The organism is Leeuwenhoekiella sp. A16 (genome assembly GCF_047946675.1).
Taxonomy (GTDB): Bacteria; Bacteroidota; Bacteroidia; order Flavobacteriales; family Flavobacteriaceae; genus Leeuwenhoekiella.
Genome location: NZ_CP172313.1, coordinates 3,287,565 through 3,299,934 on the forward strand (window position 1 = coordinate 3,287,565; position 12,370 = coordinate 3,299,934).

Annotated in this window: 14 protein-coding genes; 13 read left to right on the forward strand and 1 reads right to left on the reverse strand. The window is 37.3% G+C overall.

Annotated elements, in window-relative coordinates:
* Positions 1–460: 460 nt before the first annotated feature.
* The 13 genes from ACH3O9_RS14350 to ACH3O9_RS14410 all read left to right on the forward strand — a co-directional run bounded on the left by ACH3O9_RS14350 (position 461) and on the right by ACH3O9_RS14410 (position 11,993).
* On the forward strand, positions 461–1,714 hold the full coding sequence (locus tag ACH3O9_RS14350) for a site-specific integrase (RefSeq protein WP_416441614.1): 1,254 nt from the start codon (positions 461–463) through the stop codon (positions 1,712–1,714).
* Between the two features lie 373 nt (positions 1,715–2,087).
* Complete coding sequence (locus ACH3O9_RS14355) at positions 2,088–2,474, forward strand: hypothetical protein (RefSeq protein ID WP_416441616.1); 387 nt, start codon at positions 2,088–2,090, stop codon at positions 2,472–2,474.
* 210 nt (positions 2,475–2,684) lie between these two features.
* Positions 2,685–3,713 carry a hypothetical protein gene (locus tag ACH3O9_RS14360; protein WP_416441618.1) on the forward strand — a complete coding sequence of 343 codons (1,029 nt, stop codon included), beginning with the start codon at positions 2,685–2,687 and terminating at the stop codon, positions 3,711–3,713.
* Positions 3,706–5,133: a hypothetical protein gene (locus ACH3O9_RS14365; RefSeq protein WP_416441620.1), complete on the forward strand. Its 1,428-nt coding sequence runs from the start codon at positions 3,706–3,708 to the stop codon at positions 5,131–5,133. Before ACH3O9_RS14360 ends, ACH3O9_RS14365 begins: the two co-directional genes overlap by 8 nt.
* 650 nt (positions 5,134–5,783) lie before the next feature.
* Positions 5,784–5,930 (forward strand): hypothetical protein, encoded by a 147-nt coding sequence (locus ACH3O9_RS14370; RefSeq protein ID WP_416441622.1) that lies wholly within the window; start codon positions 5,784–5,786, stop codon positions 5,928–5,930.
* 95 nt (positions 5,931–6,025) lie between these two features.
* Positions 6,026–6,367, forward strand: coding sequence for a single-stranded DNA-binding protein (locus ACH3O9_RS14375; RefSeq protein ID WP_416441624.1), 342 nt, complete (start codon positions 6,026–6,028; stop codon positions 6,365–6,367).
* Between the two features lie 78 nt (positions 6,368–6,445).
* Positions 6,446–6,826, forward strand: coding sequence for a DUF6876 family protein (locus tag ACH3O9_RS14380; protein ID WP_416441626.1), 381 nt, complete (start codon positions 6,446–6,448; stop codon positions 6,824–6,826).
* Between the two features lie 22 nt (positions 6,827–6,848).
* Complete coding sequence (locus ACH3O9_RS14385; RefSeq protein WP_416441628.1) at positions 6,849–7,046, forward strand: hypothetical protein; 198 nt, start codon at positions 6,849–6,851, stop codon at positions 7,044–7,046.
* Between the two features lie 430 nt (positions 7,047–7,476).
* Positions 7,477–7,857, forward strand: coding sequence for a BfmA/BtgA family mobilization protein (locus ACH3O9_RS14390; protein WP_416441630.1), 381 nt, complete (start codon positions 7,477–7,479; stop codon positions 7,855–7,857).
* Positions 7,858–7,868: 11 nt separating this feature from the next.
* A complete protein-coding gene (mobB, locus tag ACH3O9_RS14395; RefSeq protein ID WP_416441632.1) occupies positions 7,869–8,900 on the forward strand; it encodes a MobB family relaxase in 1,032 nt (343 codons plus the stop codon).
* A 9-nt stretch (positions 8,901–8,909) separates the two neighbouring features.
* The gene (locus ACH3O9_RS14400) at positions 8,910–10,490 is read left to right on the forward strand and encodes a type IV secretory system conjugative DNA transfer family protein (RefSeq protein WP_416441634.1); all 1,581 of its coding nucleotides are present in this window, start codon (positions 8,910–8,912) and stop codon (positions 10,488–10,490) included.
* Between the two features lie 214 nt (positions 10,491–10,704).
* Complete coding sequence (locus ACH3O9_RS14405) at positions 10,705–11,040, forward strand: helix-turn-helix domain-containing protein (RefSeq protein ID WP_416441636.1); 336 nt, start codon at positions 10,705–10,707, stop codon at positions 11,038–11,040.
* Between the two features lie 2 nt (positions 11,041–11,042).
* Positions 11,043–11,993, forward strand: a complete 951-nt coding sequence (locus ACH3O9_RS14410; RefSeq protein WP_416441638.1) for a hypothetical protein — start codon at positions 11,043–11,045, stop codon at positions 11,991–11,993.
* Between the two features lie 9 nt (positions 11,994–12,002).
* Here the strand turns inward: ACH3O9_RS14410 and ACH3O9_RS14415 are convergent, their stop codons facing one another.
* The gene (locus tag ACH3O9_RS14415) at positions 12,003–12,368 is read right to left on the reverse strand and encodes a hypothetical protein (RefSeq protein WP_416441640.1); all 366 of its coding nucleotides are present in this window, start codon (positions 12,366–12,368) and stop codon (positions 12,003–12,005) included.
* Between the last annotated feature and the right edge of the window lie 2 nt (positions 12,369–12,370).

A 12,370-nucleotide genomic window follows, 5' to 3' on the forward strand; every position in this document is an offset into this window, starting at 1 on the left:
CAAATTCTGATAATAAAGAAGTATTAACATGCTTTCCGGGGTTTTATGTAAATTGATTGGTTTCATTTTAATTATACTTAAATAGTATTAAATTCGTAATTGCGTGAAGCATTCAAAGTTATCACAGCGTTCATTCAAAAATTTGTCCGATCCGGTGACCTATAAAATAAAAATAATCATAAGTTACTGATTAACAACGATTAATAAGTTGAGGTAGCATCCTGCCACCCCGACAATTACGGTGTCAATGAACACCAAAATATAGCTAATCTTATGAAAATCAAGGATTTTAATTTTTCTTGAAATCATAAGATTGGCTTTAATATCAAATGAAAGGTTACCTATTCGGTTACCTGATTTATTACCAGAATTTTCACTACATTGGTAATTCAATAGACTTGACTTTCGCAGCGATTTGACTTTCGTAAACAAATCGATTATTCACTTAAAGCGAGAGTTTATGCAGACTTCCAAGACTTTTAGCATTCATTTTTGGCTGAGTATGGCCAAGAAAAAAGATGGTTTGGCACCCATTTATGCCCGTATTACGGTTGATGGAAAACGTGCCGAAATCAGTTTAAAACGATCCACATCGGTTACCTATTGGGATACCCGTTCCAAGAGAGCTAATTCGAGAACTTCCGAGGGGAAAGCCCTTAACGTCTATTTAGATCAAGTCTATTCCGATTTATTGGAATGCCACAAACAGCTTCTGGGCGAATCCAAATACGTTACCGCCCAGGCCATCAAGGCCCGGTATCTCGGGGAAGATGAACAGCACAAAACGCTGCTTCAACTGGTTTCCTACCACAACAAGAATATGGTTTCGGTACTCAAGCCCGGCACGTTGAAGAATTATTTCACTACAGAGCGCTATATCAAACGTTATTTGAAGAACAAGTTGAAAACCAATGACGTTTTCCTAAAACAATTGTCCTACAAATTCATCATTGACTTTGAACAGTTCCTGCGCAACGGAAAATCCATAAATCGTTCCCAGCCCCTTAAAAACAATGGGGTTATGAAACATTTAGAGCGATTAAAAAAGATGATGAACCTTGCCCTTCGGTTGGAATGGATCGAGAAAGACCCTTTTGTAAGGTTCTCGTTAAAGTTCACAAAACACCAACGGGCATTTCTGTCCCAATCGGAACTTGAAATCTTGGAATCCGGTCAGCTTTCAAAAGGGATGCACCAAAAAACGAGGGACGTTTTTGTTTTTGCCTGTTATACAGGATTATCCTATATCGACGTGAAATTGCTTTGCGACGACCATATTGTACGCGGCATCGATGGGGATTACTGGATATTCACAAAAAGGGAAAAGAATGATGAAGCGGTGAAAATCCCACTTTTGGACAAAGCACTTGCTATCCTGAAAAAGTATGACCAAGAACCTAAAAGCAAGCAAGAAAAACTGCTACCGGTGTTTTCCAATCAGAAGACTAATAAATATTTGAAGGAAATAGCGGCAATCCTAAAAATCAATAAAAAGCTTACGTTCCACGCGGCAAGGCATACGTTTGCAACCACCGTGACGCTTTCCAACGGTGTGCCCATTGAGACCGTTTCAAAGCTTTTGGGGCATACAAAGCTTTCCACAACGCAAATCTATGCCCGGGTCATCGAGCAAAAGGTATCTTCGGATATGCGTTCATTGCGCAGTAAATTAAACACCACGAACACGGCCGAAACAAGGGTGCATTATCAATAATTCGGTTTGGAAAGCACCTTTTAGGTTCTAATCCAGTCGGCACTCTTATTTTTTCTTGTTTGATTCCTTGCAGATTTTGGTTTTTTATTAAGCCATAAATTTCTGCGTTAATTCATTTTATTTATCGGTCAGCTGAGTCAACCAAAACCAAACCGTGGGCAAATGTAGCCACGTCCCACCGCTTGGTCAAGGCCAGACCCTTCGGGATGCCGAACATTTTTCTGCGAAAAATAACCGCTCATACCTTGCCCTTTCCTTCCCGTGGCTGTTAATGCCCTGTTTTGGTATTGCTCGTTGCCTTACTAGCTGCCAAAACGATTTAAAATAATGTTTAACTTAAAATTTTTAATTATGGCAACAACAGTAAAACAAAATGGAACTGCAAAAAAGGAAAATGCATCCGTTAAAAAAGGAAGTACAGAAAAAGTTGACCGATGAAGCTATCGGAAAAACCGCTTCATCAGAAAAAGCGGTAACATCCAAAAAGGCTAGCATTAGTTTGGACGACCGGATTCAAAATTTTGAAAAGCTGAGAGGATTGGCCACGCAACGGGAACGGTTGACCCAAACCTTGAACGAGTTGACGAAGTTCAACTACAATCAAGGGGATTCAGCTTCGTTTTACATCCGGGATTCCCACAATTCGGAGTTTAAAACGACCAATACGAACCTTATCAAATTGGTTACAACGCACTTACAATCCACTTTGGAGGAAAGAAAGTCTGAAATTGAGGAACAGATTTTACAATTTGAGCTTTAAGGTAACTTTAAATCCTTAAAGAAGAAAACCTACTTCACAGGAGTAGGTTTTTTAATGACATAAATAGTCAAGTTTGTTTAAATAACCAATCGCAAAATTCGTAAAATACCATTGATAAAAGTGAATACCTATATGTAATTGTAGAGATAAATTTTAAAGAAAAGAATTGATCTCCCGCAATATTAATATCTTTAACAAAATTTTTGATATATGACTATTAAATATGCGTCCCTTAATCATATAAATCATAGAGACTCTTCAATAAGAGATATTAACATTACACATAGCGACTCCTTAAAGGAATATACTGACAAGCTTTTTAAGGAAATAACGGAAAGCCCTAGAAAAAGACAGTATATATTTTCTAGTTCAAAATCAGAAGTAAGAAATGTCCTGGATGATATTGTTACAGATAACGACCGAAAAAAAACAATTAATTTGGCTGCTCAACGGCTCTTAAATAAAGAAAAAGATGCTCAACAACAACTCGACAATAAAAAATTAAAAGTTGATATTTTAAAAGGTAGTTTGTTCCAGGCATATGTTGAAATAGACGGAAAGGAAAATATTATTATTTGTAAAGCCGATCATAATGAATTTCTTGATGAAAATTCCCTTACGATTCGTAGTGGATTACCTTGGGATAAAAAGATTTTTAAAGCAGCTTTGATACATTTGAAAGATGGAATTGTTGCTGATGAAGTTGATGTCCTCGATGCTAACTTATCTAAATATTGGTGGAGAGAATTTTTAGAGCTTGAAGCTAAACATACAGATGCTTTTAATACAGAAAAATCTATGGATTTTTTTGACACCCGTGTTTTTAGCGGGATTAAAAAGAAACATCCAGCTGATTATCGTATTCTCAGAAACAGTTTCGTTGGTTACTATCGTAGGAAGGATATATTTGAAATAGAAGATTTTATAGAAACTCTTTTCTCAAATTATGAACCTGAAGATGAAAATTTAAAAATTGATCCCTTAGTTGCTAAAATTAGATCCTTACCATCTAGTCTAGGCTTCGATAGATCATTCGATATTTCAAAAAAGCACATTAAAAAAAGAATGTCAACTAGGGTCAAAGTATCTGATGCAATTGATCTATACCTAAAGACAGACGTTCCTCATTTCAGAAAAACATTACGCTCTGGTAAAACCAGTAGTGGACAAATGTATTTGCAGATTTTAACAGAAAATGAAGATGTTTATAAAGAGTTTTTGAGAAGTGAAGATGAATAGCATTTCAGAAATAGTAGGTTTTATTTTTTCAAATGGAGACGATCTTATTTGTAATGATCGCTATGAAAAGACCATTATTTCAGGAATTGTCAGGAAAAAAACATCATTAAGAAGTGAAGGGAATTTAAACAACTTTTTTAATAATATTTCTGATGAATGGAGCTTGAGAATTACGCTAAATGACGATGAAAATTTATTGACCTGTTCGAATTCTATAGATCAAAATTTTGTTAGTGAGTATAACGCGATTCAACTTCTTCGAGATGATGAATTATCCATAAAATTAGAAATTTACAAAGATTCAAAGGAGTTTAATAGAAATGTATATTGTGAAAAATCTTTCAACGAGTGGGTTGAATCTAGATCGGCGATTGAACTGTTAAAGACAATTTCTAATGATATAAAAAGAAATGGTTTTGTCAATTTTAATATGATTGAAAATAAACAGGCTCATTTATATTCAAAGTGTGTAAGGGTAAATGATTCAACCTTTGTAAACAAAAATTTTAAAACATATCCTGAATATTCAAATTTTGATCAAAATAATGAATATCCCTACATAGGAAGTGACTTTAAAGTTTTAGATCATAATTTGAGCTGTCTTTTTTTACCATCTCGTCTCACAAATTTGAGTAATTTGTTTTCAATTACGAGCCTTTTTGATGTTACCTATTTACAGGGGAATAATTTATTTTACCAGTTAAAAGGTTATAAATTTTTTCAAGGAAAGTTACCTGTCAAGGATCTAACAAAAAACTACGACATATATTCAAAAATTAATAACTGGATTTTTGACGATAGTGCCAATATTGCTGATAAACTAGGCATATCAAAAAACATTATATCCCTTCATATTACCCCAAATAACATAGTTTTAAATGATTCAGTATTTAGTTCTATTCTTTCTGGACACAAAATTTATCTCAAAGAAAATGTATCACAATACCTTAAAGTTAGATCAAAAATAAATGATGAATTAGCAGATATTTTAAAAGAAATAAGAAATAGCCTTCAAGAATTGAGAACAAATTATCAAAAAAGTAATTTTCTCTATATATCCTTTTTTATGTCTGTTTACGTAATTAGAACCCTAATTAAAAAGGATTTTGAACAGATTTTCACCAAAGATACTACTGTGCTTTTCTTCGCTTTTATAGGAATATCCATAATATATCTTATTTACACAATTTGGTCGGTTATCACGATGAGGGATCGGATAAAAAAACACTATCAAAATGTTAAGGCAAAAAACCTTGATATAATGGAAAAATCAGACATTGAGAGAATTTTAAAAAATGATTCTGAATTTGATGATGAAATATCATATTTCAATACAAGAATAAGCGTTTATGTAATCTTATGGATTTTAACTATGGTTGTCCTTACGTTTGCTGTACTCTATTTATCCAAAGCTATCTAATTTCTATTAATTGAGATACTATTTACATTCAGCCCATTGCCTTGTATTCCGCAGAAAAAAGCCTGTCCTGAGCAAAACCGAAGGGCGCCATTCCGGGAAAAGCGCTTCATTAAAAAGGTCTTGAAAACATCTCTAAAGTTTCCGATTTCCATTCCACTTGCGCGCTCATTCCCAAGAAAAACGGGAAGCGGTCAAAACCCATTCCCATCTACAACTTTGAAGTCAAGTCTGCTTTAAATCCTACTTCAAGAGGATAATCGGTTTTCATAACCCGGTCAGCACATTGCCGCTCCATTCCGCGAAAAGCTGCATTCCGGGCAAAGAGCTTCCTTACAACCATCTTGGACACCATCCCCGATTACTACTTTCCATTCCGCTTGCTCTTCCCGTCCCGAAACCTCGGGACTGGGAAGCGCACTCCATTCCAATACGAAATCGTGAACGGAGTCCGCCAAATCTGAATTCCATTTATCATTTAGTCCCACTTCCTATGTTTTGGTACTTCACAAAAGGCATTTAGACCTACTCCCGCCCCGCCGCTGTCCCAACCGTTTTTTTGTAAGCAAAATACCAACATTTGGAAGTTAAACGGAGTGCATAACCGGTCGTGCCTCCCTTTTATAACTCCTTGTTAATTCCAAATATTGAAAATGTATCAGCAACAAAAAAAGGTAACAGCGGACGGCTCTATGGGAAGTAAATCTGAACTGAAATATTATGAAAGCTTACAAAAACATCAAACAGGAAGCGGGACTAAAAAAAACAAAAAAGGAAAACGCTCTGGATATAATAAGTAAATCATTTCAAAAAAATATAAACGCAAACTATCTGAAAGGTTCAGGTAGCATTATTAATCCTGTCTGCCGACAACGCAGGCTTTAAATCTTTTATTATGAGCACTTTAAAAAATCACGTACAGTTGATCGGAAACGTTGGCCAAGAGCCACAGATCACGAACCTTGAAAGCGGTAAAAAGGTAGCCCGTCTTTCACTCGCCACGAATGAGTATTACAAGGATACCAAAGGAGAAAAAGTCCAAAGTACCGAATGGCACACAATTGTAGCCTGGGGCAAAACTGCCGAAATTATCGAGAAATATGCCGGAAAGGGTAAGGAAATCGGGGTAACGGGAAAATTGAAATCCCGAAGCTACGAGGATAAGGACGGTATCAAAAGATATGTTACCGAAGTGGAAGCCAACGAAATCCTTTTACTTGGAAGTATAGACAAGTAGAATTTAAAATTAAAGAGGGCGTAACCGTCTAAAGATGCGCCCTCTTTTTCATTATTAACTCCATAAATAGAAATCAAAATGAAAGCACAAGTTAACGAAATTCAAGAGGGTTTACAACATTTTCACGGTTCGGAAACCATATTTCAAATCCCATTATTAAAAACCCGATACACCAACGGACTGAAATATTTGGCGGAAGCTGCGGAATGTTTTTGGCTGATTACCGATACCTCTGCATTTGCCAAAACCTTGATGGATAAAACCTATTTTGTAACCATCGACTTTAAAAGATTGCCCAAGGAAAGACAGGATTATTCTGGGAACGAAGCAGAGATTATTTACAGCGATGGAAACGGGAACATTTTTGGAAAACACGGTTATCGGATAACGGATTTTCCATTGGATGAACTGCGGTTGTTTTTTGTGGATAATACGCTGATGTTACCAAGCGAATATTAACCCGTTCAAAAACCTAAAAGTTATGATCTATCTTAATTTTTCAGACCTGAACGGGGAAGCCCAAGAACGCCTTTTGGAAAGTTCCAAAAAGGACGTTGAGCAAAAATTCGGCGATGATATCCGAAATTACGCAAAGGAACATTATACCAATTTTGAGGTGATGATCGAAGAGGAAGCACTACGGAATCTTTACAATTATACCTATGTGTTTAATATCTGAAATCTGCCAAATAGGAACGGAAAGACCTTTGAAAATTCAAGGGTCTTTTTTCTTTCCATTGGTATCAATTCAATAAAAAGCTTTATCTTTATTTCGCTGAAATTAAGCACTCAATTTTACGCAGGGGTATCCATTTTTTGACTTTCGCCGATAACCCTGCCCATCGAAAAATCAAATAACGGGAAATTTTTTCCTGAAATTGGCAATTGGCTTTTAGCCAAATTGTACGAAATTTTTGTCCCGCCCGGCGGGACGAAAAGGAGTAGCAAGAGGGTAACACGCGATGCGATGTTTAGCACTCCTATTTCTTGTTAATCACCTGATTTTTAAACACTTAAAAATTAGTCGATTATTTAAATTTCTGCGATTTGCGACAAATGCCCTGCAAGCGCCCATTTTTAGGGAAGGATTTGCGACAAATCGGCGAAATATGGACTCATTTATTGGCATTAGGTTCAAAAAGGAAACGGCGAAACGTTTCCAAGAATTTTCAAGAACACACTTCAAATCGCACACCGAGGCAATGGCCACGATGCTCGATTTTTTCTTCTACAACGAAATCTCACCACGGGAAAAACTGGGCCCCACCGGAAGGACGATCGAGGCCAATTTAAAGAAACGGATCAATGCGGTAATCGCCATAATGAGGGATATGGAAAAGACCCAGACCAAACCCACCGTGGCGATGATCGAATCCCTCTTTCAAACCCAAGAACCGAAAAAGAAACCCCTGATTTTAGAAAAGAAAGTTTTGGAAGAAAAGAAGGAAGTACGTTTCCGAGAAAAGCAAAACCAAAGTAAAGAACTATAAAATTTTGAGCTATGTACATCACGATCACACCTCAAAAATTGGGCGGGAAATACTCCCAAAGTTCGGCTGATTTTGTGGGCTATCTCGAAAAGGAAAACCAAGGTCTGGAGCAGGAAGATATGGAGCACTTTTTCAATCAATATGGCAATGAAATTTCAGCCGAGGAAGTGGTAAAAGATATTGATGGAAACGGTGCCAAACTGAAAAAGAAAGAACCGAAATTTTATTCGATTACCGTCAGTCCTTCCAAATACGAACTGAACCGGTTACAGAACAGCAGCCAAGATTTAAAAAAGTACACCCGTGAGCTGATGAAGGATTATGTAAAATCGTTCAACCGGGAAATCAATGGGCGACTCGTTAACATCTATGATATAAAATATTACGCAAAAATTGAGCATCAAAGAACCTTCAAGGGAACGGACAAACAAATCAGGGAAAACCAGCCCTTTGCCACCAAAATACTCCAGCTAAAAAATGAGATCCGAAGTATTGAAAGCGGCTCAATGGAAGGAAGTGTTAGCAAACGGGAACGTGAAATTGCAAAATTAGAAAAGCAAGCCCCGCACCAACAGGATGGGAAACGAATTGTCCAGGGAATGCCAAAGGCCGGAAACCAGAGCCATATCCATATTATTGTGAGCCGTAAGGATGCTTCCAATTCGTTCAGCCTTTCTCCCGGGAGCAAACATACAGCTTCGGAAGTCGAGATGCACGGCAAGAATGTCAAACGGGGTTTTGACCGGGACAGATTCTTTGAAAATGCCGAAAAGACCTTTGACAGGTCTTTTGACTATCAGCGCAACTTTGCGGAAACCTACAAGGCCCGGAAGGATTTTGTCAAAAACCCAAAAATCTATTTTGCTTCCTTGATGAAATTGCCCACCAACGAAAAGGCAATAGCTTTTAAACTGATGCGGGAAACGGGCATCCCGATAATGCCGAGCATCCCGACCAATCAGGCGCAGCTTGCCCTAAAAGTTTTCAATAAGCTGCGCAAAGGTTTGGACGTCTCCATCAAATCAAGTTCCATCGGAATCTAAATATTAGTTATGCAATTGGACAACCTTACAACGATACTCTTAATTATTGGCTTAGCTAGTGCGCTGTTTTATATGCTGTACAGATTGACGCGTTATGCCTTTATCTTAAACTTGGTTTTGCTTGGGTTTTTGATATTTTATCTATCAAATAGTAACGACCTGATCTTGATTTCATTGGTTCTAGTCTGCCCGCTTATGCTGATTAATACAGGGCTGTACGTTTTTCTGCACAAAACGGACGAGCCGAAAAGTGCCGAGAGGAAGTATCGTGTAAGCTTTGCAACGACTAAAAGAAACTTCAAACTCGAAAACGTTATACGCGGGGCATCCATCATAGGCTCTGCCGGAAGTGGAAAGACCGAGAGCGTAGTTTATGGTTTCCTAAGACATTTCCAAAAAGAGGGCTTTTGCGGGATCATTCACGATTATAAGGATTTTGAGCTGATAGAAATCGCCTATCCGCTCTTTAGAGACGGCGCAGTCCCTTTTAAGATCATTTCCTTTGACAGAATCATCCACAGGGTAAATCCTATTGCGCCACGCTATTTGGAGAACGAGGAAAGCGTAAATGAGGTTTCCCGGGTGCTGATCGAGAACTTGTTGGAGCAAAGGGAGTCCGGCACTTCGGGAACTACCAAATTTTTCAATGATGCTGCGGAAGGATTGATCGGTGGTCTGATCTGGAAGCTGAAAACATCCTATCCCGAATACTGTACCCTGCCCCATTTGATCGCCATTTATCAGTATCTGGATACGGACAGCCTGATCCAGTTTTTGGAAACCAATACGACATCGCGGGCAATGGCAGATGCCTTTATTAGCGGTAAGGATTCGGAACGGCAGACCGCCGGTGTCAAAAGCACTTTGGCCAATGCCCTCAAACGGATCAGTACCCAACATATTTTTATGGCCTTGTCTGCGGATGAAGTGCCGCTCAACATTAATAATGAAGATAATCCCGCAGTAATTTCGATTGTGAACAATCCAAAATTTGAAACGTCCTATTCGCCCGTCATCGCAACGATAATCCACACGATCACCAAACAGATGAGTGTGCGTAATTCCAAACCATCGTTTTTGTTGATGGAAGAAGCCCCGACCATACGCTTACTGAATATGCATCGTATTCCGGCAACCCTGCGGAGTTATAATATCGCAACGATCTACGTAATGCAGGATAAGATCCAGAATGATATGATGTATGGCGATAAGGCGAGCAAAGCCATATTGAGCAATCTTTCCTATCAGTTTTTCGGCAAAGTGAATGACCCCGACACCGCAAAATATTATGAACGCTTTTTTGAAATTATAAAGGATCCGACCAAAAGCGTGAGCCGTGGCCATAACCTTGATTTTGATACGCGAGTTACCACAGGAGAAAAAGAAATCCCAAAAATTAGAGCTGATGTTTTCTTTCGATTAAAGCAGGGCGAATTTATTACCTATGCGGATGGGAAGGATAAAAAGGTACAGTTTAAATTGCAAAAAATTCGGAGGGAGCTTCCCGATAAATCAAAGCAATTTACCGCGGCCGATTTAGAAACTAATTTTGAGCGGGTTTATGAGGAGGCGCGGTCGATATTTAATTAAAAGACGAAGCTTTTTTCAGTTCTGGACTCATTGCGCCACGAATTTATTTTCAAATTAGTGATAACTGCCAACTTTTAAAATAATGTAAACAGGAAGCCAAGGATAATCTTTCTAACAATTAGTGATTTTTCTGAAAATGTTAAAGATAAATTCAAAAATAATCTATATATTTGGACAATTATTGTCCTGAAAAAATATTCAAGAAAAATACAAAATGAATACGAAACAAGCATTTGGGGATTATTTGAGAACTTTAAGGGAGGAGCACAACCTTCCAATTAGGAAGGTTGCATCAAAATTAGATATCGATCCTTCAACTCTTAGTAAAATTGAACGTGGGGAACGTTCCGCAAACAAAGATATGCTTCCAGCTCTCTCTGAGCTATTCAATGTTGATGAAAAAGTTTTAGGGGTGATTCTTTTCAGCGATATGGTAGCATATCAAATACTTGAAGAAGAGAATACACAAGAAATTTTGAAAGTAGCGGAAGAAAAAATACATTATTTAAAAAATAAGAATCTTAAACAGGGTTCACTGGATTTAAAGTAAATATGAATATTAAAGACCTTGTAAAAAAATATCATTCGAATCGGGAAGCCTATCTGAAAACAGATTACAACGAAACCCAGCTGCGAATAGATTTCCTTGATCCATTCTTTGAATTGCTTGGTTGGGATATAAAAAATTTATCAGGAAAACCTACCAACGAACGTGAAGTGTTGGTTGAAGAAGGTTTAAAAGCAGATGTTACTTCTAACACCAAAAAACCTGATTATACATTCCGGTTATTTGCTGAGCGAAAATTCTTTTTAGAGGCCAAAAAACCGAATGTAAAAATTGATATTGATAATGAGCCGGCAAAACAAATCCGTAGATATGGTTTTACAGCAAAACTAAAAATATCAGTTTTATCAAATTTTGAATACTTAGCAATTTACGACTGTTCTCAAAAAGTTGAAGTTTACGATAACGTTGCAAAATCACGTATAAGTCTCTATCACTACACCGAATACGAAGCTGCATTTGACGATATACTGGAACAGTTAGGACATCAATCAGTCTATACAGGACAGTTTGATGATACTTGGCGGGAAATTGAACAGCAGTTGAGGCTTTCAAGTGTTGATGACTTATTTCTTAAACAAATTAATGAATGGCGAATTATTTTAGGCAAAGAAATATACTTTCTTAAGCCTAAACTTTCCGTTTCAGAGTTGAATGATATCGTTCAGTCTTACATAAATAGCACTATATTTTTAAGAGTTTGCGAGGATAGAAATTTAGAAGTTTATAAAACTTTACTGAATTTTGCCGATAATCAGGACTTCAAAGCTCTGATCAAAAAATTAAAAGAAATACATTTCAGTAAGTCTGAAAACTCACTGGTTTCATTTTTCTTACAATTGACCCGTTATCTACAACAATCAATAGGTACAGTTGCAGCTATAGACTTACAGGCATATTCTAATTCTATCAATGAAGAAATCGATAAAGAATTATAAATTTTCAATTTAAAAAGGCCCTTTCTCCCTTGGGCCTTGTTGTGTAACTTTCCATTGGCCATCGACTTTGAGCAGCTTGAATAATTCAGGATTTTCTTCATAGGACGTTGTAAACCTGACCCAAGCAATCTTATCATCGGCAGTTTCTTCCAACACTTTAAAATTGGAATCCCCGGACTTCCCTGCGGTCATCAGATCCTGTATCGATTTAAGACCCTCATAACCTTCTGTAGTGGTATGCTTTTTTAGGGTCGTATTATCATTGTTGTAAAAACTTTCCACCACGATTTTTGAAGTTTTGCTGGGCGAAAGGTCTTGTTTCCCGGCACAGGCCAAGAACAGAAAAACTACGGAGTATATAGCGATATTTTTCATAA